This is a genomic window from Candidatus Desulfatibia sp. (assembly GCF_036446775.1).
Lineage (GTDB): Bacteria > Desulfobacterota > Desulfobacteria > Desulfobacterales > UBA11574 > Desulfatibia_A.
The window spans coordinates 1-19,485 of record NZ_JAZFTO010000139.1 but is presented as its reverse complement, the minus strand read 5'-3'; the positions used below and the strand labels follow the sequence as shown (position 1 = coordinate 19,485).

22 protein-coding genes and 1 tRNA gene are annotated in these 19,485 nt (G+C 47.6%); 8 read left to right on the top strand and 15 right to left on the bottom strand.

Translation table 11 applies throughout. The annotated features are described in order from the left end of the window. Window positions 1-35: 35 nt before the first annotated feature. The 4 genes from V3S16_RS06885 to V3S16_RS06870 form a co-directional block, all read right to left on the bottom strand. A complete protein-coding gene (locus V3S16_RS06885; protein WP_413883933.1) occupies window positions 36-1,862 on the bottom strand; it encodes an ATP-binding protein in 1,827 nt (608 codons plus the stop codon). A gap of 125 nt (window positions 1,863-1,987) precedes the next feature. Beyond that, the gene (locus tag V3S16_RS06880) at window positions 1,988-3,685 is read right to left on the bottom strand and encodes an ABC1 kinase family protein (RefSeq protein WP_413883932.1); all 1,698 of its coding nucleotides are present in this window, start codon (window positions 3,683-3,685) and stop codon (window positions 1,988-1,990) included. A 13-nt stretch (window positions 3,686-3,698) separates the two neighbouring features. Then, a complete protein-coding gene (locus tag V3S16_RS06875; protein WP_413883931.1) occupies window positions 3,699-4,007 on the bottom strand; it encodes a phasin family protein in 309 nt (102 codons plus the stop codon). A gap of 170 nt (window positions 4,008-4,177) precedes the next feature. Next, window positions 4,178-5,332 carry an acyl-CoA dehydrogenase family protein gene (locus tag V3S16_RS06870; protein ID WP_413883930.1) on the bottom strand — a complete coding sequence of 385 codons (1,155 nt, stop codon included), beginning with the start codon at window positions 5,330-5,332 and terminating at the stop codon, window positions 4,178-4,180. Window positions 5,333-5,799: 467 nt separating this feature from the next. Between V3S16_RS06870 and V3S16_RS06865 the strand changes: the two genes are divergently transcribed. The 5 genes from V3S16_RS06865 to V3S16_RS06845 all read left to right on the top strand — a co-directional run bounded on the left by V3S16_RS06865 (window position 5,800) and on the right by V3S16_RS06845 (window position 8,700). After that, complete coding sequence (locus tag V3S16_RS06865; RefSeq protein WP_413883929.1) at window positions 5,800-6,549, top strand: AAA family ATPase; 750 nt, start codon at window positions 5,800-5,802, stop codon at window positions 6,547-6,549. After that, window positions 6,550-6,708, top strand: coding sequence for a hypothetical protein (locus tag V3S16_RS06860; protein WP_413883928.1), 159 nt, complete (start codon window positions 6,550-6,552; stop codon window positions 6,706-6,708). Next, complete coding sequence (locus V3S16_RS06855; RefSeq protein WP_413883935.1) at window positions 6,651-6,980, top strand: 50S ribosomal protein L11 methyltransferase; 330 nt, start codon at window positions 6,651-6,653, stop codon at window positions 6,978-6,980. The genes V3S16_RS06860 and V3S16_RS06855 overlap by 58 nt, the downstream gene beginning before the upstream one ends. Before the next feature lie 68 nt (window positions 6,981-7,048). Next, window positions 7,049-7,888 carry an MBL fold metallo-hydrolase gene (locus tag V3S16_RS06850; protein WP_413883927.1) on the top strand — a complete coding sequence of 280 codons (840 nt, stop codon included), beginning with the start codon at window positions 7,049-7,051 and terminating at the stop codon, window positions 7,886-7,888. 65 nt (window positions 7,889-7,953) lie between these two features. After that, a complete protein-coding gene (locus V3S16_RS06845; protein ID WP_413883926.1) occupies window positions 7,954-8,700 on the top strand; it encodes an NAD-dependent protein deacylase in 747 nt (248 codons plus the stop codon). Window positions 8,701-8,924: 224 nt separating this feature from the next. On the opposite strand, the gene V3S16_RS06840 is transcribed toward V3S16_RS06845, so the two are convergent. The 11 genes from V3S16_RS06840 to V3S16_RS06790 form a co-directional block, all read right to left on the bottom strand. After that, the gene (locus V3S16_RS06840) at window positions 8,925-9,431 is read right to left on the bottom strand and encodes a Crp/Fnr family transcriptional regulator (RefSeq protein WP_413883925.1); all 507 of its coding nucleotides are present in this window, start codon (window positions 9,429-9,431) and stop codon (window positions 8,925-8,927) included. Window positions 9,432-9,435: 4 nt separating this feature from the next. Then, the gene (locus V3S16_RS06835) at window positions 9,436-12,045 is read right to left on the bottom strand and encodes a PAS domain S-box protein (protein ID WP_413883924.1); all 2,610 of its coding nucleotides are present in this window, start codon (window positions 12,043-12,045) and stop codon (window positions 9,436-9,438) included. A gap of 305 nt (window positions 12,046-12,350) precedes the next feature. Then, window positions 12,351-14,114, bottom strand: coding sequence for a hypothetical protein (locus tag V3S16_RS06830; protein ID WP_413883923.1), 1,764 nt, complete (start codon window positions 14,112-14,114; stop codon window positions 12,351-12,353). Between the two features lie 4 nt (window positions 14,115-14,118). After that, window positions 14,119-14,868, bottom strand: a complete 750-nt coding sequence (gene pgl, locus V3S16_RS06825; protein WP_413883922.1) for a 6-phosphogluconolactonase — start codon at window positions 14,866-14,868, stop codon at window positions 14,119-14,121. A 22-nt stretch (window positions 14,869-14,890) separates the two neighbouring features. Next, window positions 14,891-15,643: an aldehyde dehydrogenase family protein gene (locus V3S16_RS06820; RefSeq protein WP_413883921.1), complete on the bottom strand. Its 753-nt coding sequence runs from the start codon at window positions 15,641-15,643 to the stop codon at window positions 14,891-14,893. Window positions 15,644-15,651: 8 nt separating this feature from the next. Continuing rightward, window positions 15,652-15,825: a thiamine pyrophosphate-binding protein gene (locus V3S16_RS06815; RefSeq protein WP_413883920.1), complete on the bottom strand. Its 174-nt coding sequence runs from the start codon at window positions 15,823-15,825 to the stop codon at window positions 15,652-15,654. 56 nt (window positions 15,826-15,881) lie between these two features. Further along, the gene (gene arsS / locus V3S16_RS06810; RefSeq protein ID WP_413883919.1) at window positions 15,882-16,874 is read right to left on the bottom strand and encodes an arsenosugar biosynthesis radical SAM (seleno)protein ArsS; all 993 of its coding nucleotides are present in this window, start codon (window positions 16,872-16,874) and stop codon (window positions 15,882-15,884) included. A gap of 16 nt (window positions 16,875-16,890) precedes the next feature. Further along, window positions 16,891-17,223, bottom strand: coding sequence for an arsenosugar biosynthesis-associated peroxidase-like protein (locus V3S16_RS06805; protein WP_413883918.1), 333 nt, complete (start codon window positions 17,221-17,223; stop codon window positions 16,891-16,893). A gap of 90 nt (window positions 17,224-17,313) precedes the next feature. Beyond that, a complete protein-coding gene (locus tag V3S16_RS06800; RefSeq protein ID WP_413883934.1) occupies window positions 17,314-17,559 on the bottom strand; it encodes a DUF3179 domain-containing (seleno)protein in 246 nt (81 codons plus the stop codon). A 12-nt stretch (window positions 17,560-17,571) separates the two neighbouring features. Then, complete coding sequence (locus V3S16_RS06795) at window positions 17,572-17,949, bottom strand: hypothetical protein (protein WP_413883917.1); 378 nt, start codon at window positions 17,947-17,949, stop codon at window positions 17,572-17,574. A gap of 17 nt (window positions 17,950-17,966) precedes the next feature. Next, complete coding sequence (locus tag V3S16_RS06790) at window positions 17,967-18,224, bottom strand: zf-HC2 domain-containing protein (protein WP_413883916.1); 258 nt, start codon at window positions 18,222-18,224, stop codon at window positions 17,967-17,969. A gap of 185 nt (window positions 18,225-18,409) precedes the next feature. Between V3S16_RS06790 and V3S16_RS06785 the strand changes: the two genes are divergently transcribed. The 3 genes from V3S16_RS06785 (at window position 18,410) to V3S16_RS06775 (ending at window position 19,454) form a co-directional block, all read left to right on the top strand. Then, window positions 18,410-18,484: transfer RNA gene (locus V3S16_RS06785), tRNA-Val, on the top strand. Window positions 18,485-18,792: 308 nt separating this feature from the next. Further along, a complete protein-coding gene (locus tag V3S16_RS06780; RefSeq protein ID WP_413883915.1) occupies window positions 18,793-19,032 on the top strand; it encodes a type II toxin-antitoxin system VapB family antitoxin in 240 nt (79 codons plus the stop codon). Continuing rightward, on the top strand, window positions 19,029-19,454 hold the full coding sequence (locus tag V3S16_RS06775; RefSeq protein ID WP_413883914.1) for a type II toxin-antitoxin system VapC family toxin: 426 nt from the start codon (window positions 19,029-19,031) through the stop codon (window positions 19,452-19,454). Before V3S16_RS06780 ends, V3S16_RS06775 begins: the two co-directional genes overlap by 4 nt. Window positions 19,455-19,485 lie beyond the last annotated feature (31 nt).

Below are 19,485 nucleotides of genomic sequence, written 5' to 3'. Positions count from 1 at the left end.
CAGGCGCGTCTAATTACCATGTCGAAGCCGAGGCTTTACTTTAGGTTCTCCTCGGTGTAAAGCAAAAGCTCAATCATGCGTTCGAGGAGCTGGTCGGGCGGGTATCCGCGGAAGTTTTTAAAGACGAGTTCCTTGGCAAAGAGCCTACAAATGTAGCGAAGTTTCAGTGCTTTTTTGCGTGATGAAAAAACGAAGTCACGGTGTCCGCTGTTAATGACGATTACGTTCTGTTCTTCCGAGTACTGAGATCTCCACAGCTTACCGGGCTCGTATTTGAACGTGTAGCCGGGTAGTCCCTGGCGCGGTCCCGCTGGTTGCCTGGGTTCGGGAATCAAGGTGTCCGTTACCGTTATTATTGCCTCGGCGGTGCATACAATGTCTTTTTGGCGGACGGTCACGCCGACACGACACAGTTCCGGATCGGAAGCGGCCATAAAAGCTGCAATTTCTCCTTCACCGTTTTCGAAGCGCCCTCCACCCTCCAGAATCCGCCACAAAAACGTCAAGTCCTTTTCCACAAGACGGTGCGACCGATCGCGGGGCAACGCGCGCAGGCTTTTTGATTTTCCTACCGATACAACGCAGGAGGCCGGCGAAATCCGCACGCTGTGCAAAGGACCGGCGTAATCGAAAAACTTCTTCTGAGGCTCATCATCTGCTTGCTCAGATCCCAACGCTTCTTCTTTTCCTATCAGCAATGCAGGTGCGGACGGCTTTTTACGTTTCTTTGAAACTCTTCCTCCTTGCATGTCGGCATGAATGTCGAACCAATCGTACTCCTCTGCCGGAAGATTTAGCAAGGCTTCTCTCAGCGCTCTTTGTACGGAACGTAGAATGCGCTTGCTGGCCTGTTCCTCTTCGGCTTTTTTCTGCGCAGCGATGATCCCGCTCAAGACCTCTTCAACCGGTTCAAGTGAACGGCATAAATCGACAAAGGTATCGTCGCAAATAATTGCGCTGCGCGTCCCGGGAGTCAAATGTAGAAACGGCGCGTCCACGATTCCCTGAAGATAACCCGTGTTCCAGGGTGTATGCTGAAAGGCCTCAAAGTCCAGGACGTTCTCCAGTATGCGGGTTCCCGCGCGATAGAGGCCGACGCGGTTTCCAGTTTCAGGCTCGGCCAAATAGAGCTCGAGGTAGATATCACCGTGACCGCACTTGGCCTCGGGCAGTTGGTGCAGGAGCCTTCCCGTAAATTGACGGGGCTCAACCTTGTACTCTTTTCGCGCCTGGCGGTCGATTACCCGGATCTGGACTCCGGAGTTCCGGATCCGGTCCCGCAGTTCCGATGCAAGGAACCACTGGATCTTCTCTCCGCTCAATTGGCGAATACCGGGCAATAGTGGTTTGATCTTCAATTCGGTTCCTCTCTCCGGAAAGAGCGTTCTTCTCTGCAACACTCGGTAGCTGGGATTTCCCTTGGCCATACGCATTTCGTACATTTTGCCGTCAACGCCTGCGGATGAGATCGACAGTTCTTCACCCACGATCCAGAAGCTCATCAGGCCGATTCCAAACTCTCCTTGAATGCCTTCCGCTCCCTCGGCCTTCAGTCGTTTTTTTATCGAGTCACAAATATGTGTAGCCACGAATTTGAAGTCTGGAACGCCCTGGTCATCTCGCATAATGCCGTCCCCGTCGTCGGCAATTCGAAGATAGGGCTGGCCGCCCTCTCTCCCTCGTACGATCGTCACATTATGCGCCTGCGCATCAATGCTGTTCTCGACAAATTCAGCAACAGCCTTCAGAGGATTGGTCTGTGACAGGGCAATAATCGTGATGGCGTTCCAGTCATCACCGATTCTCAGTTTGCCGGTCATCTTCTTTTTCTTTTTACGCCGGGTAGTTTTCGCTTTTGCCATAGCACTGCTCGATAATGTTGATTTGTTAAGAACCCGCTTTTTGCAAGCGTATATATTGAAAGATTCTAATTGTGTATTGGACTCAGGCGAACCGTAATATACTGCAATATACTGCTCAATTAGGGTTACAACCGTCCTTTTCTTAAAATAGCTACCAGCAGCCATATTCCCATGATGGCGGCGGCTAAAAACCCGATAATTCCGATTAGAGATATTCCATAAAACAAAGGCGGGATTGCAGAGATAACGATCAGGGCCGAACCGATGATCAGCGCGGCGATAATGATTGAAAAAGATATGCGGTTGCTGATCTGGTCATGGGTTGCCAGCATGGTCTCAAGACCTTTGTGCTCCATCTGCACCGCCAGTTTTTGCCGCCGGATCAGGCGCATGATCTCAAGCAGATCTTTGGGAAACCGGTGCACAAATTCCAGCATATCAGATCCCAGCTTGATAATGTCGCCGGCAATCCTGCCCGGATAGAATCTGGCTAACTTTACCTGTTCGATAAATGGAGCGGTTTGCCTTATCATATCGAAATCCGGATTGAGCATGAGACCAACGCCCTCAACAGTGGTCAGCGTTTTCATCATCAGGAAAATACCCGGCGGGATTAGCAGGCGATGGCGGGAAACCAGTTCCAACAAACGGTTGAGCAATTTGCCGATTTCAATATCCTTAAGGGGCTTGTAAAGATGCTGTCCCATGAAATCGGCCACATCTTTTTCCAGAAGGCGAATATCCGGTTCATGATCCCAGCTGGTCAGCCTCAGGAGCGCCTGGGCCGCCCGTGATTCATGCTTATGAACCACGCTGTCGATAAGATCGACAAATTCCTCCCTGGTCTGCCGGTCGACAGAATCCGTCATGCCGAAGTCCAGCAAGCAAATCACGTTCTCCGGCAGGACGAAAATATTCCCCGGATGAGGATCTGCATGGAAAAAACCGTGCTCAAATACCTGTTTCAAAAAAAAATCAGCCCCGCGAACGGTAATGATCTCCCGGTCATATCCGGCCTTATCGATGCGGTCAATGTCGGAGATTTTGATACCTTCCATAAACTCCATTGTAAGCACCCGTTGGGAACTTGTATCTCTGAAGACCTTTGGAACGTAAACGCTGGGATCGGTTAAAAAATTCTGCCCAAACCGCTCCATGCTTGTCGCTTCAATGGTATAATCGATTTCCTTTTCGAGCGTCCTGGCGAATTCCTCAACAATTTTCGCAGGACGGTAGAGCGACATCTCCTCGATATTGCGTTCCATCAAGGTTGCCAGATGAAGCATAATCTCAAGATCTACTTCTATAATCTTCTTTATGCCGGGACGTTGAACCTTGACCGCTACGGTTTCACCGTCAGCCAATCTGGCCCTGTGCACTTGTCCGATGGATGCGGAAGCAAAGGAGGCCTCGTCAAAAAATTCAAAAAGATCTTTCAGGGGGACGCCAAACTCAGCTTCGATGATCCCTCTGACTTCGCTGAAATCGAAAGGCGGAACGTTATCCTGGAGTTTGGCAAGCTCTTTTATGAAGTGAACCGGAACCAGGTCGGAGCGCGTTGAAAGTACTTGCCCCAGCTTGATATAGGTAGGCCCCAGCTCTTCAATAGCCATTCGGACTCTTTGCGCCCTGGACAACTTTTCCATACGATCGCGCCGTTTGCTGGAAATCAATTGAAGGCCGACTTCAATGTACTGTTCGATCTTTAAAAGCTCGATCAGATCTCCAAAACCATACTTGAAAAGAATAGCCAGAATCTGGCGATAGCGGCTCAAATGGCGGTAGGTACGGCCTATAATACCGATTTTTCGTATACTAAGCATATGGTTTAAAACCTTAAGTTTCGGGCCTCTCACTAATAGCTTTTTTCAGATCCCTTATCTCCTTTTTCAGCCCTTTTAATTCATCGGTGGTGACGACACCCGCCCGCTTCATAAATTCTTTAACGACCTTTTCAACCTTTTCTTCGAGTCTCTTTTGGGTATCGTCATACCGTTCCTGAAGATCCTTAATGAACTTACCCCCTTCTTTTTCAGACATATTGCCTTTTTGGGCCAGTTCCCTGGCCAGGTCTTCGACCTCATCCTTTGCAATCAAGGCCAGACCGATGCCGGTCAGCAGGGACTTTTTAATAATATTAAACATTACAGCCTCCTTTTATTCACACAATGAAGAAAATTATATTTTTAGGCAAAACTTTTTCAATGCCACTAAGGCACAAAGGCACAAAAAAAGTAAAATAAACATATCCTTTGTGTCTTGGTGCCTTAGTGGCAAACATTATTTAGTCTTGACCTTTCCAGGCCAGGTACTAACTAATTTAGCTTGCCTATAATGACACCGGCAATGGTATTCTTCTGAATCTCTTTGGTGCCCTCGTAGATTTCCGTAATTTTGGCGTCGCGGTAGAAGCGCTCGACTTCATACTCGGCCATGTATCCGTATCCTCCCAGCAGCTGTATGGCCTCGTCGGCGACTTCCACAGCGGTGCGGGCTGCATACATCTTGGCCATAGAGGTCAGTTTGGGATCGATACGATCCTGGTCAAAGTTCCAGGCGGCCTTATAGGTGATGAGCCGGGCGAGTTCGATTTTCGTGGCCATATCAGCAAGTTTATGCTGGGTGACCTGGAACTGAGCAATCTTTTTGCCAAACTGTTCCCTTTGCTTGACATATGCCAGCGCTCGATCAAAAGCTCCCTGAGCAATCCCAAGGGCCTGGGCGGCAATCAATATCCGGCTTTCATCAAAAAATTCCAGCACCTGATAAAAGCCCTTCCCCTCTTCACCAATCAGACTCGAGGCCGGAACACGGACATCTTTAAAAACGATCTCCGACGTAGATATCATATGGATACCCATCTTTTGTCCGGCATCTGTGGCTGCAACCCCTTTGCGGTCCGCCTCCACCAGAATCATGCTGATGCCCCGGTAAGTCGGTTTGCTGTGAGGATCGGTCTGGCAGAGAACACAAAAAAAGCCGGCCTGCTCGCCGTTGCTAATGAATATTTTGGAACCGTTGATGACCCAGTGGTCCCCATCTTTTTCCGCACTTGTATCCATGAAAGTAATATCTGAGCCATGATCGGGTTCTGTAAAAGCCCCGGCGGAAAGCATTTGGCCTTCTGCTACCGGCGGCAGAAATTTTTCTTTGAGCTCGTCACTGCCAAAATGCAAAAGGCATTCAGATGCAAAGTTGGCCAGTATCAAGGCACTGCCGATAGAGGAATCTCTCCTGCAGAACTCTTCGGCCACAAGGATATTCTCCAGAACCCCGAGCCCTTGCCCGGAGTATTTCTCCGGAAAATGTATGCAGATAAACCCAAGGTCGGCTGCTTTTTGCCAAATTTTTGTCGGAAATTCGTGTTTTCTATCAAGTTCAAGCGCAAGTTCTTTATCAAACTCACCCTTGGCAAAATCCCTGGCGGCTTTCTGAATTTCTTTTTGCGACTTTGAGAGTTCGAAATCCATCCGGTTACTCCTTTAAAGATTTTTATAAGCCTAGGGCTTGTTCAGTTTCAGGTAACTTTCCTAGAAAAAATCTTTATTTATTTAGCATAAACATAGAAATATTGCAAGAAGTTTGAAATACTTACACAGTTTTTAGCATTTACCGCCCTGTAAGCGCCAATTCTGTCCATCACTAAACGCGTACCGCGCAGGCGCGCCACACGCAACCACCCCTTGAGATTTGCTCAACTGGGGAAAAGAGACTTGACTGTCTGGCGGTGCTGCTCTATTTTGTGTATCAATTTGGTACAACAATGCCATGGTTAAAATCGATGTTTTTGTAAAAAGGAACTAATTTGACCGCACTGCTCCCCGCAAGCAACAAAAGCTGGATATGCTGGTCGTAGTGTAATGAAGATCCCGCAAGGTTACTTGCGGGAGTTTCATAAAATCGTAACACGATTTTATTTACGAAAGGAATTTGAAATATGCCGATTTCAATTGCACTGGCCGGGAAAGGCGGCACAGGAAAAACCACTGTTGCGGGTATGCTGATCAAGTATCTGATAGAGACGGGCAAGTCGCCGGTACTGGCTGTTGATGCCGACAGCAATGCAAATTTAAACGAGGTTCTGGGCCTTGAAGTTTTCGATACGCTTGGAAATGCCCGTGAGGAGATGAAAAAAGGGGTAGTTCCCAGCGGAATGACCAAAGATGTCTTTATGGACATGAAACTTCAACAGGCCATTGTGGAACATGACGGCTATGACCTTGTCGTTATGGGGCAGCCGGAGGGCTCGGGCTGCTATTGTGCTGCAAATACCCTTTTGACGGGCTTTCTGGATAAACTTATCGGTAATTACCCTTATATCGTCATTGATAATGAAGCCGGAATGGAGCATATCAGCCGGCTGACCACCAGAAATGTTGATGTTCTTCTCATTATAGCGGACACTTCTCGGCGGGGACTTCAGGCCGCCTTCAGAATCGAACAACTTGCCAAAAGTCTGAACATCGGCGTCGGAAAGAGTTGCCTGGTCATCAACCAGACCCGGGAAGAACCTTCTGATATGGTTTTGGAAATGATCAGCAAGGAAAATTTGGAACTTGCCGGAACGATCCCTGCGGACGACACCGTCTACGAATATGATCTAAATGGACGTCCAACTGTAGAAATTCCAGATGATAATCCGGCTGTACAGGCAGCATTTGATATATTCGCCAAGATCCTTCCCTAATTGAGCGTAAACGCTGCAATGGATGCATCCAGCCCTTACGAGGACCTCTACATTTACTATCTTCCGCCGGATCAGCAATTATTCGGCCCCGATTATATCGGCTGCTGGCCCTGGCCGCATTCCGGCTGGGTTGCAGCAAAACCCTTGCTGTTGACCTGAATTTTCTGGCGGTAAATACTGCCTTGAAAAATGTACGCCTGAACAGGATGCAGGACACAGTTTTGGTTATCCAAGGACTTGCTGAGGATTTTATTGACTCACCTTGCGATCTTGTGATAGCAAATATTCACTATGATGTTATGAAGCAATTGGTAGATGCGCAAGGTTTTTTTGATAAAGAGTGGTTTATTCTGTCCGGGCTCTTGCACACCCAGGCCATAGATATTGCCTACAGGTTATCCCGGCATCCTTTCCAAATCATAAAAAAATGAGACCCAGACGGAATCTGGCATACGTTTCTCGGTAGGATCAGGTAGCTAATCATTGCGAAAGGTTAAACATGTACATCAAATGTTGGGGATCTAGGGGTTCCATTCCTGTTTCAGGCAAGGATTATCTTAAATACGGAGGCGATACCACCTGCCTTGAAATCAGGGCAAAAAGCGGCGATATCATTATCGTCGATGCTGGAACCGGAATCCGCAGGCTCGGCAACCAGTTGATTGAGAATAAAGACTTTAAGTATCATTTCATCTTCACTCATGCCCACTGGGATCATTTGATGGGGTTTCCATTTTTCAAGCCACTCTATTTTGCACAGTCCCAACTTTTAATGCACAGATGCCCGTTTCACAGCGATTTTGTGGCAACCATACTTTCCAAAGTCATGTCCCCGCCGAACTTTCCGGTAAAATATGATGATCTAAAAGCCCAAATCGAATATCAGGAAGCATGCCCCGCAGCATTTGAAATCGGTTCTGTAACCGTAGAACCGATCCGCATCAGCCATCCTAATAACGGCAGTGGATACAAGTTTACTGAAGAAGGCAAATGCTTTGTTTTTCTTACCGACAATGAACTCGATTTCGTCCATCCCGGCGGTTTAACATTTAAAGATTATTTGGAATTTTCCCAAGAGGCGGATCTTTTGATTCACGATGCCGAATACACCCCCCAAGAGTATAAAATCAACATCGAATGGGGACACTCTACATTTACCAGGACTCTTGAGCTGGCCCTTAAAGCCGGAGTCGGCCAATTGGGTCTGTTCCATTTAAACCAGGATCGGACTGACCAGGAAATGGATGAAATTGTGGAGACGTGCAGGCAAAGTATCGCTGCAAAGGGGAGCAACTTTGAATGTTTTGCCGTAACCAGCGATATGGCGTTTAATTTGTAATTATTACCGTCTCTGGCCATCTTCTGCTATAATCCAAGTCCCTGATTAACCTTCATGAAGCTGCAATGAATGACCTTATTCAAAAAACCGCCCAAGATCTTGCCGGCGCAAAAAATGTCGTTGCCCTGACCGGCGCAGGAATCTCTGTTGAGAGCGGCATTCCTCCATTCAGAGGGCCAGGGGGCCTCTGGGAAAAAATTGACCCCCTGGAATTTGCCCATATCGACGCCTTTATGAAAGACCCGGCCAAAGTATGGAATTTTTTCATTAAAGAAATGAAAGAAATTCTCGACAATGCCGGGCCTAATGACGCTCACAAAAGTCTGGCACGCTTAGAAGAACTGGGGATAGTAACAACTATTATTACCCAAAATGTGGACGGGCTCCACCAGATAGCGGGAAACACAGATGTTATCGAATTCCATGGAAATTTTGCGTGGCAACGTTGTTTGGACTGTGATGAAAGATTTGAAACAGTCAGATTGGATATATCACAAATTCCTCCGCGCTGCAGTTGCGGCGGAATTTACAAGCCCGATTGCGTTTTTTTCGGAGAAATAATCCCCCCCCATCATCTGCTGCGCTCCGAGCAGGTTGCTTCCACTTGCACCATTATGCTGGTCATCGGAACATCAGCCGAGGTTCACCCGGCTGCCTTAATGCCTGTAATTGCCAAACAGGCCGGCGCAACGGTGATTGAAATCAATCTCGAAAAAACCTCTTTGACGCAAAAAACCAGCGACTATATTATCATGGGCAAAGCCGGAGAGATTATGAAGCGTTTAACTTCTGAAGTCGAGCGTTTGCTTTAGTAACAGACCTCGTCATTCATCAGATAAAAATGACCGTAGACCTTTATATACTGCGGGATTGCAAAAAAAATGGACATCCGGTCGGTCTGGGTTAGGAGGTTCAGCCTGCGACGAGCTCAGCCGAGTCGGGTTCAGCGTTCAGGCCTCCGGCTCGTAGAGGCACGATCCTACGCCTCGGAGAAATTAATCGCTTCGCGCTTTCCAAGCCTTTAACTGTAAGCTTATTAGACTTTTTTACTCGCACTTCTTAGCTTTTTATTTTCTTCTTTTTCCTTAATCAACTCCTCAGTTGTCGACCTCAAACGCTCAGCTAAAATCTCGGAGAATATTCGGTAAAGGATATAGCAAAAGGCGATCCTGTCATTGTCGGACAATCTATCAATATAGGAAGCATCTGTTGCCAGACAAACAGTTTTATCTACGGCATATACGGATGCCGACCTTGGCGAACCATCTATTATGCTCATTTCACCAAAAATATCACCTACGCGTTTAAGAGTGCTTACATCTTCCCCGTGTTTAACTATCTTCACTTCGCCGGAAACGAGAAAATATATCCAGGAATCAAAAAACCCCTCTTCAAGGATCAACTCTCCAGGTTCGTATTTTCTTATCCTACTAAGCTCCAGAAGCCCTTTGAGTTCCTTCTCTGAAAAAGTACTAAGAGTTGGGATCTTCTTCAATTTTTCTAAAAAACTAATGTTGCCTTTTAAATAATCAGACTCAATCATTCCGTTAACCTCCATCCAAAACTTTTCGAACAGTTATGGCAAGGGTATATTGATCAAACGGTTTTTCAATGTATTGACTTGCACCGAGTGCCTTGGCTTTCTTTTCATCGATTTTTTCACTGAATCCGGTGCAGAGGATAACAGGCAGGTCTGGCCGTATCTTCAGGATTTCTTTAATCAGCTTGTCACCTGTAATCTGAGGCATGGTCATATCAGTTATAACCAGATCGAATTGTTCCGGTTTTGATCGCAACAGCTCCAAAGTCTCAACAGGATCTGTTTTCGTTACAACATGATATCCTAATCGTTTCAACCTCTGCTTTCCCACTTCCACTATGGATTCTTCATCGTCAATAAAAAGAATCCTTTCATTTCCTCCCTTGGGAAGAGCCCCGACTCTTTCAAACTCTGCGACCTTTTCTACTCCTACTACTCCTATCGCCGGGAAAAGTATGCTGAAAATAGTCCCTCTTCCAGGTTCGCTGTCTACTGAAATTACGCCGCCATGGTTCTCGACGATACCGTGCACCATTGAAAGTCCCATTCCTGTGCCTTTGCCCACATCTTTTGTAGTAAAATAGGGCTCAAAAATCCGGTTAATTACTTCTGGTGGAATACCGTGACCCGTATCACTTACAGTCAATTTAACGTAACGGCCTGGAGATAAACCATGGTGGCGAGATACGGCTTCTTCATCAAGGTCCGCATTCATTAGGCTGCATTTCAAAATTCCACCATCTGGCATAGCATGGACCGCATTGGTGCCAAGATTTAATATCACCTGATTGATTTGGGTGGCATCGGTAAGAATTGCATCAACGTCTTCCTGGATGTTATGGCGAATTTCGATGCTGGAGGGGGCAGAGGCCCGTAATAACTTCAGGGATTCTTTGACAACAGGAGCAATTGTCATTGTATTCCGTTTTTGTTCTGTCTTGCGGGCGAAGCTGAGGAGTTGATATACAATATCTTTAGCGCGAAGGCTGGCTTTCTGAATATCTTTCAGGTGAAGCCGGACCTGACTCCATTCCTGAGAACCATCCATTGCCAGTTCAACGTTTCCAAGAACTATTCCAAGGATATTGTTGAAATCGTGCGCGATACCGCCGGCTAACGTTCCGATCGCTTCCATTTTTTGGGCCTGCTGCAGTTGAGATTTTAAATTCTTTATTTCTGAAACATTTCTGGATATTCCACAAATCCCTTTTATATCCCCTGATTTGCTGTGTATCGGAAATTTGACGACGTGGAAAGTAGTCGGCACCCCCCTCACCAGCGTATTGTACTCCTTCTCACAGATTTCTCCGGCAAGGACCCGCGCATCCATCTTTCCTAAGTGAATGCCAGCTTCTTCAGTAAATAATTCCTTGTCTGTCTTACCGACAATTTGCGATACGGGCAGGTCAAACAGGCGCGCCATATAGGGATTGACAAGCGTGTATTTTAGTTGGTGATCCTTTATGAAGACACAATCTTCGGCAGCCTCAAAAATAGTTCGGAAGAGTTCCTCACTCTCTCGCAAGGCCTCTTCAGCCTGCTTCTTGGATGTTAAATCTATAACATTTCCCATACAAGCCTTTTGCCCATTGTAATCGATAATTGTAGCAAAAGTTTCTAACCACAGCAGTTCGCCGCTCCTCTGTATGGCTCGGAACTCATAATTCCTGGCATCATTTATTCCCTTGGACCTTGACGTCTCTTGTGCTTTAACCATAGAGCGGTCTTCAGGATGCGCAAAATCCCAAAACTTTTTACCTATGATTTCTTCAGGAGAATAGTTCAGCATCTGTGCCATGCATTCATTTACATATACAATTGTTCCGTTATGGTGAATGAATATCCCGGTTAAGGATTGGTCGGTTAGGGCACGGTATCTCTCATTTGATTTAGCAAGATTGTCTATTAATTGATCTCTATCTTTGACCGCAATTGTATAATCAGCTAGCAAATCTTTGGAGATGGTTTTTAAAATCCATCTGAGCAGGCGTTTTAGAAAACTTGGTCCTTTTTTCCATGTTAGCAGAAAAATACATCGATCGGCACCATCAACAACGCATTGGGTCTCCTCGCACTTTACATCTTCGACCGCGGTCATTTTGGCTATACCGGTGTAGACCCCGAGGTTCCAATTACAGATATCTTTTGTTATCCGAAAGTTCGGATAGTAGTTGAGCTCGAATTTGGCGGAGTTACTTGTCAAATCCGTAAGCTTTACTTCTTTAGTCCGGTTAAAACGCGCATTGAGTTTGGTTGCCTGCCTGCAAATAAATTTAGTGCTAAACACTCTGCTTGCAAACAGGACGCTCTTGGACAAATGCTCGGTAACAGCTTTTTCGCCTGCTTTTATAAGGTGATTGGAACCATTAACAGCTTTTTTAGCTTTGGCAAACAGAGCCAGAGAGAATTCATTGGAGACCCAGTAGGCGGGATCAATTAAGTGGTAATCCTGAAGCCTTACAAGCTTTGAAGGGTTATCCTTATCTGTTACAAGATACTTATCGTTATCAACCAAGCCATCGATAATCTGCCGAACCCCATCATCACCAAAATGCTTCCGCATGTGGCTCAACAATCCTCGGAAATTGGAGCAATTTACATCTTTGTCCATCAGCATTGAAGACTCCTGCAAATTTTAATTAGTGCAAGATTCGATCTTAAGGACGCCGTTACCTTGATTGGTCAATAACACTCCCTTTCAAACAAATGCTATATTTTCGTATTAATAAGCATTATTTTCAGATATTTTTATACAAAATGCAAGCCTTAACTTTGGATAGTTTAACCTAATTTGAGCGGGTTTTTGCCAGGAGGTGTGCCAAGGATGATGAATTCGTAAAAAGGAAATTTTTGCTTTTTACGAAACCATCAAGATTGTCTATGCAAGGTTTAGGTGAAATCAGGCTGGTGCGGGCTTCGAGTCTAAAATGCTGCCACTAGTTTTTGTAAAGCCCCGGAAATATCTCTGCCCAGGTGAAAGCGAATCACTTGGCGCTTGGCATCCAGCAATGCCTGGCGATCACCAAACGCTTGGGCGTTTTTCAAAACTCCAAAGCTAATGGAAGAGGTGCTGCCTCCGGCCTGATCCGGAATAGGCAGATCTTTTTGCAGGTCTGCGGTGAGTTGAATAAACAAACCGTTGCCTCTATCTCCTTTATGGAGCTGCCCGGTTGAGTGCAAAAAGCGCGGACCGTATCCAACCGTAACAGCCAGGCGATATTGTTGTTGAATTTTCATCTGTAATTTTTGAAGCAGTACATCGGTTTCCGGACTCGGCTTGATATAGGCCTGAATCGCAGCATAGCTCCGTCCGGCAGCCTCATTTTCGCCTAATTCGGCCCGAGAAAGAAACTTTTGTGAAACTTCAGAGATACTGTCAGCGGTAAAATCGGAATAAACCGCGATTCCCTCTGATTGAAAAGCGGGCGTCAACCGGGGCAGCTTGCCCTCTTTCTGGTAGGCCGCAACCATTTTGCGTGCCAGCACCTTGGCGGATTCCACATTGGGCTGATCAAAAGGGTTAATCCCCAGGAACATTCCCGCAATTGCGGTGGCCATCTCCCAGCGAAAAAACTCGCCGCACAGATCATATTGATCGCGCAAATTCAATTGGACCACCGGCCGGCCGTCATCCCTCAGTGCCTGCACGCTTGCATCGTGGGTGTCGTCACCGTTAAAGCGCAAGTATACAAACAAACGATCATGGCCGTATTTGTCCGGCAAGCTTACGGTCTCGCCGCTTACCGGTACAATGCCTTTACCCTCCTTGCCCGTACTTTCGGCAATCAACTGCTCCACCCAGGCCCCAAAATAAGAAAGGGGCGGGGCAGCTATCAGTGTTATCTTATCCCGTCCGGCAAGGGCCAGCTCTCCCATTACAGCGCCCAATCGGGCGGCGGTATTATCACCGCTGACAGGACAATTGCTGCCGGCCGCGTTTTGAGCCATAACAGCAGCCCTTTCAAGCATCAATACAAGATCCATTCCGATAAGGGCGGCCGGCACCAGCCCGAAGTATGATAAGGCCGAATAGCGGCCCCCGATATTGGGATCATTTAAAAAAACTTTTTTGAATTTCAACTCTTGGGCGGTGGCTTCAAGCGCACTCCCGGGATCGGTGATGGCTATAAAGTGTTCACCGGCCTTCTCGGCGCCCACACTTTTCAGCGCCTCATTGTAAAAAAACTTCATGAATGAAGCTGTTTCGACCGTGCCGCCTGATTTGGAGGAGACAATATAAAGGGTTTTAGATACATTAAGCTCCTCCATTTTCTCCAGAACCGCCCCGGGATCGGTGCTGTCCAAGACGGCCAGATCCAAATAGCCGTCTTTTACTCCAAAGGTGCAACGCAGAACTTCCGGTGCCAGGCTGGAACCGCCCATTCCCAGCAGCAACGCGTGGGTATAGCCTGCCTGGCGAACCTCATCAACAAAAGCAGTGATTTGATCTACGGCATCAGTCATTTTTTCCGGACAGTGGAGCCAGCCCAGCCGATTGCTGATTTCCGTTGGATCATCCTTCCAGACAGTATGGTCATGGGCCCAGATACGACTCAGGATGTTGTTTTCCTTGATTTGCAGCAGGGCATGATCCACGTCAGCCTGGAACTTCCCGAGACTGCAGCAACAACTCTTTTCTCCGGATAAATTTCGACCTCGTTTTCCAGGAGCAGTATGCTTAGACATGGTCTTATCCTTTCTTTTCCACTAGCAGAGACGCTGCTTTCTGGTCCAAAAGCCATGTTATTTTCCCGTTTAGAGCCTGAATTTTTGCAGCCGGCAACTGTGAACGACTATCTTCTATCAGGGTTTTAACTACCGCGGCCTTGGCACCGCCGGAAGCCAGAAACAGGATGTGCCTTGCTCTGTTTAAAACAGCATATGTAAGGGTAAGTCGAAAAACATCCGGCTGCCCCCCCTTCACGCTCAGAACCCAGCGATCCGGCTCCTGACTTGAAGGCTGGCCGGGGAACAAAGAGGCGGTATGTCCGTCTGTACCAATCCCTAAAATTATCAGGTCAAAGACCGGATCAAGGCTTCCCAAATCTTGGAAAAAGGTTTTGAGTTTGGCCTGATACAAATCGGCACCCTCTTCAGAACGCATCATTGCGGGCATAGGGTAAACTTGATCCGCAGGTATCGGGATAATGCTCATAAGATCCTTTTGAGCCGCGCCGTAATTGCTGTCAGGATGATCAAAGGGCAGCATGCGTTCGTCTACCCAGAAAAAATGCGTTTTCTGCCAGGGCATGTCCGCAAGATAAGGTTCTTGAGATAAGAGCCGGTGCATGGCCCTGGGTGTGGATCCCCCGGAAACGGCTACAGCAAAGCTGTCCTTACGGGCAACGGCTTCTTTGGCGGTATTGTACAATAATTCTGCCCCCTTTTCCGCCAGCCGCCCTGCATCGGAAGTGGTAATGATTTCAATTTTTGCCGCCACGATTATCGCCTTAAGAAAAAAACTAAACGGGAAGACTTCTTATTACCATCAAGCGGATTTCAGTTAAATCTTCCATGGCAAAACGGATGCCCTCGCGCCCCATACCACTATCTTTTACGCCCCCGTAAGGCATCTGGTCGGCGCGCCAGGATGGAACATCCCCGATAATTACGCCGCCCACCTCCAGTGTATCCCAGGCCTTGTGTGCTTTATATATATCCCGGGTAAAAATTCCGGTTTGTAATCCGAAATTGCTGTCGTTTACCTCATCCAGCGCGGCCTCAAAAGACGAAAAGGACGAAAGCACGGCAACAGGACCAAATGCTTCCTTAATACAGATATTTTCGTCCTTGGGCACATTTTCAAGAAGAGTAGCTTCCAGCATGGCCCCTTGGCGTTTGCCGCCGCAAAGTAGTTTAGCCCCTCGCTGTAGCGCACTGTTGATCCAGGTCTCCAGGCGAACAGCTTCATTCTCAGAAATCATGGGACCGATAAAGGTATCTTCATTTTTAGGATCGCCCATCTTCAATGCGCGGGTGGCTACAACCAGTTTATCAGCAAAATCTCCATAAACATTTTCATGAACCAGAATACGCTGAACTCCAACGCAGCTTTGGCCGGTTTTTGTTATACGCAGTCCTTTGGCCCCGTAACTTTCGGCATACTTTACAAAATCGGGATTGCCGAAATCGAGCCCAAAATCAGGCAGATCCATGCCCCCCTGTTTCCATTTAATCATTCCATAGGCATCATCTTTTAAAATGATGACGACCATATCATGACCTATATTGATAATGACATCCGCCCGGCAGCCTGTTCATGGCGGGTTAAGATCAGCTGAATATCAGATTTTCGCAAAGCTTCTAAAAAAACGAGGTTCTCCTCTCCGGGAATGCCAAATATATATTCAACGCCTTCATTTTCCAGGCATTTGATAAAAAGTTCCGCACCATTCATTTTTAAAAATCCTATTCTACCGGTAATACCTGAACTCAGGTATTGATGGAACCGCCTCAGGTAAATCCCGCGCCCGCGGTGCAGGTATAGCAGTGATCCGCTGTAGCGATATGGCTGTCCGGCTCCGGAGGGCCCGGCATTTCAGATATATGAATTTTGCGCCCTCCCATGAAAAGCCCTCCGGCAAGATTAAAATCACAATCGTAAAGGTACCCGTCCCAGGCCACCGAGACCAGGCTGCGGCACATCAAACCTTCAACAGCACAGGAATTGAAACTGAAGGAGAGTTTCTCCATATAGGCGGTAAAGTTGCCTGACTTAACAAGCCACTGACGGAACCTTCCCAGGGGCACATTGGCGAAATTAAAAAGGTTGTTGAAAACAATGCCCCATTTTTTCTTTAGAATCTGACGAAACCTCCTTTCCGTTTCGGCCTGCGAGGGGGGCAAAAAGGCCCCCGTAGGGTTGGAGACCAGATTGAGTTCCAAGCCGGACCCGTCGTGCCCGTAACCCATGGCGTTCAATTTTTTAAAGGCCGCAATACTGATTTGAAAGATCCCGTCGCCCCGCTGTGAGTCGAACTGGAATTCATTTAGAGACGGAAAAGACGCCACGATGACAACCCGGTATGATTTCAACATTTCCAGCAATTGACCTCTTTTACCGTCATTTAAGACCGACAGATTCGAGCGCAGCATAATCCTGGCCGCCAGAGGGAACACGCCTTCAATCAGCGCACCGATGCCGGGGTTCATTTCCGGAGCTCCGCCGGTGATGTCTACGGTTTCAAAGCGGCTGCGCCGGGCATAGGACACCACTTCGTGTATGATCCCCAATTCCATGTTCTCCTTGCGACCGGGACCGGCACTCAAGTGGCAATGCCGGCAGGTCTGGTTGCACAAGCAACCCACATTAACCTGCAAGGTATGGGTTTTCGCCCGGTTCAATTTAAGACCGTGACGGGAGAGGGCCAGACTGAAAGGCATTAAAGTAATGGGTTCCGGCGATAAAACATTCACCTCTTCATGCGATATTTGCTCGCTATACATTCTTACTCCGCATGTTTTACATGGACAACTTATCAGCAATATTGCGCATCTGAATGCCGTGCACAAGCGATGCACCGCCGCGTATGGCTGTTACAACGTGGATCGCTTCGGTCATCTCGGCCGTATTGGAGCCCTTTTCGAGACAGGCCTGCGTAAAGGCATCGATACAATAGGGGCACTGTACGGCATGCGCCACGGCCAGGGCAATAAGCGCTTTCTCTCTTTCCGTGAGTTCGCCTTCGGCGAACACGGCATCGTAATACTCAAAAAACTTTTTAGCCAGCTCCGGTACTTCTTTTCCGATTTCCTCAAACTTCGGCAGGTCTTCCGGTTTGTAATATGTTTCCATTTTAAGTTTATCCTTTCACTCAATTAGTGTGAAAAATACTGAATTCTTAACCATTGCAGGCAATCTGTCAAGTTTAGCCATAATATTATCCTAATGCAATATGCGAGAATTAGGATGTCTTTTTTTCCAGTCCTTCCACTTGGTATCTTCCGATGGAACTTTCGCGAGCCATCTTTTGAAATATTCTCCCTGAATACCCATCAACCCTTTTCCATAGGGGTACCAGAGCGTTCCGGTTTCTTTGTCATACAATACAAACGTACTCTTATAGGTCCAGCCGGAAGGGACCAGCGTCAACTGTCGACCGTCTATTTCGCGGCTGTACACAGCCGCCAGATCAGCAAGGGGTCAATATCCTACCGCAACTGCTTTCGTCCCTATCCGGGTGTTGGCAATCTCATGGTATCTGAGCTTGGGTATAGCATAGGCCCTTGCCTCGGTGCCGTCTGTGATTCCGATAACCCGGGGGTTCCGGAGAACCGCAGAGCTGTCATCACTTAAACTCGAATCATCAAGAGGCGTGAACGCGTTTCTGCCAATGCCGTACTGAAACCGTTCCGGCTTGAACCCGAGTGATTTGGCCTGGGTAACATCCCAGCGTTCACCGTCTTGATCCTCAATATACGCTTTTTCGCCTTTTCGAATAACAAAGGCAGCGGCAGGTTCCGCAGCCATTAAGCAAAAAAGACTAAAGCTAAGCAGAATAGCAAGAATATTTGTTTTCATCGTATCGCCTCCATTTACTATGGTTTATCCAGGTTGTTGCGCAGAAAACGCTTAATACGTTTTTGAGCCTCAGGCGGCAGAGATAAATAAGATTCTGTATCTTCATACAACGATTCAGCGCGGAGGGTTGCTCTTATAAGCATCAACTGCTGTTGGAATCGCCGGCAGAATTTACACATTAAAAGATGTATCCTTATCCCCATCCGCTGATAAAGAGGCAGTTTGCGATCCAATAATTCTGACACTAATCTTGATACTTCTTTGCAGTTAAACATCCAATGTCTCATCAGGAGTCCTCTATGGTCTTTGAACCGAACAAACGGGTTCAATATTGCACCTCAAAGGTTAGTCGCAGGAATGCTCAACACCTTACAAAAACATGGATCGTTATAAGAATTTCGGGTTGAGGCATTTTTCTTGACACCCGCCCTAAGAGGTGTTAACTGATTTTTCAAATTGCAGGCACGTAGCTCAGGGGGAGAGCGCTACCTTGACACGGTAGAAGTCGGTGGTTCAAATCCACTCGTGCCTACCACAAAAAATTGATGCTTTAGGCCAATTTTTAAAATTGGCCTTTTGCTTTTTGGTCATCCTCGTACCAGGTTTTTAATTCCGGCAAAAAATCGTTGTGAATAGGAACATCGCGCCAAGCCGGGCCGCCCTTATTTGCCGATGTCACCCGGATGGTTTCTTTTTCCCAGTTTAATATCGCTTTAACATCGGTCAATTCCCTTGCTATGGTGCTGTATTTTACTTTTTTACTGCGCCGCAATGGTCGGATTGTCTATCTGACGTATCACCCGATGCTTGACATACTGATGCATTAATGATATGTTTTGATGCATGAGAACAACCATACGAATAAATGACGACCTCCTGAAACAAGCTAAAAAACGTGCGGCAGATGAGGGGCGCACCCTGACATCGCTGGTCGAAGAGGGCTTGGCGTTCATCCTGGTCAAACCGAAAACGAGCCGCCGCAAACGGGTTGGTTTGCCTATATCCAAAGCCACCGGCGGCGTCCTCCCGGGAGTTGACCTGAACCGGTCCAGTGACCTGGAGGAGGTCATGAACGCGCCGTGATCCTTCCCGACGTCAACATTCTCGTGCACGCCTTCCGCGCGGATTCCTCCGACCATGGGACCTGCCGGAGTTGGCTCGACGGCGTGGTCAACGGCGACGCGCGTTACGGTATGGCCCCCCAGGTCCTGAGCGGTGTGACCCGCATCACGACCCACCCCAGGGTCTTTGTGCAACCCAGCAGCCTGGACGAGGTGCTCCGGTTCTGTGACACCCTGCTTGCTCAATCTCATTGTGTGATCATTCAACCGGGCGAGCGGCACTGGGAGATTTTCAAACGCCTTTGCATGCAAGCGGACGCCCGTGGCAACTTGGTGCCGGACGCATGGTTTGCGGCACTGGCCATCGAGTCCGGCTGTGAATGGATCACTCTGGATCGCGATTATACGAGATTCTCAAATCTTAAATGGCGCCTGCCGGCGTGATGCCTTCGTCCGGTTTTGCATATAGGCCGGT

Coding starts and splice junctions, on each gene's coding strand:
- V3S16_RS06885 (WP_413883933.1), bottom strand. CDS start 1,862: ATGGCAAAAGCGAAAACTACCCGGCGTAAAAAGAAAAAGAAGATGACC.
- V3S16_RS06880 (WP_413883932.1), bottom strand. CDS start 3,685: ATGCTTAGTATACGAAAAATCGGTATTATAGGCCGTACCTACCGCCAT.
- V3S16_RS06875 (WP_413883931.1), bottom strand. CDS start 4,007: ATGTTTAATATTATTAAAAAGTCCCTGCTGACCGGCATCGGTCTGGCC.
- V3S16_RS06870 (WP_413883930.1), bottom strand. CDS start 5,332: ATGGATTTCGAACTCTCAAAGTCGCAAAAAGAAATTCAGAAAGCCGCC.
- V3S16_RS06865 (WP_413883929.1), top strand. CDS start 5,800: ATGCCGATTTCAATTGCACTGGCCGGGAAAGGCGGCACAGGAAAAACC.
- V3S16_RS06850 (WP_413883927.1), top strand. CDS start 7,049: ATGTACATCAAATGTTGGGGATCTAGGGGTTCCATTCCTGTTTCAGGC.
- V3S16_RS06845 (WP_413883926.1), top strand. CDS start 7,954: ATGAATGACCTTATTCAAAAAACCGCCCAAGATCTTGCCGGCGCAAAA.
- V3S16_RS06840 (WP_413883925.1), bottom strand. CDS start 9,431: ATGATTGAGTCTGATTATTTAAAAGGCAACATTAGTTTTTTAGAAAAA.
- V3S16_RS06835 (WP_413883924.1), bottom strand. CDS start 12,045: ATGCTGATGGACAAAGATGTAAATTGCTCCAATTTCCGAGGATTGTTG.
- V3S16_RS06830 (WP_413883923.1), bottom strand. CDS start 14,114: ATGTCTAAGCATACTGCTCCTGGAAAACGAGGTCGAAATTTATCCGGA.
- V3S16_RS06820 (WP_413883921.1), bottom strand. CDS start 15,643: ATGGTCGTCATCATTTTAAAAGATGATGCCTATGGAATGATTAAATGG.
- V3S16_RS06815 (WP_413883920.1), bottom strand. CDS start 15,825: ATGAATGGTGCGGAACTTTTTATCAAATGCCTGGAAAATGAAGGCGTT.
- arsS (WP_413883919.1), bottom strand. CDS start 16,874: ATGTATAGCGAGCAAATATCGCATGAAGAGGTGAATGTTTTATCGCCG.
- V3S16_RS06805 (WP_413883918.1), bottom strand. CDS start 17,223: ATGGAAACATATTACAAACCGGAAGACCTGCCGAAGTTTGAGGAAATC.
- V3S16_RS06795 (WP_413883917.1), bottom strand. CDS start 17,949: ATGAAAACAAATATTCTTGCTATTCTGCTTAGCTTTAGTCTTTTTTGC.
- V3S16_RS06790 (WP_413883916.1), bottom strand. CDS start 18,224: ATGTTTAACTGCAAAGAAGTATCAAGATTAGTGTCAGAATTATTGGAT.
- V3S16_RS06780 (WP_413883915.1), top strand. CDS start 18,793: ATGAGAACAACCATACGAATAAATGACGACCTCCTGAAACAAGCTAAA.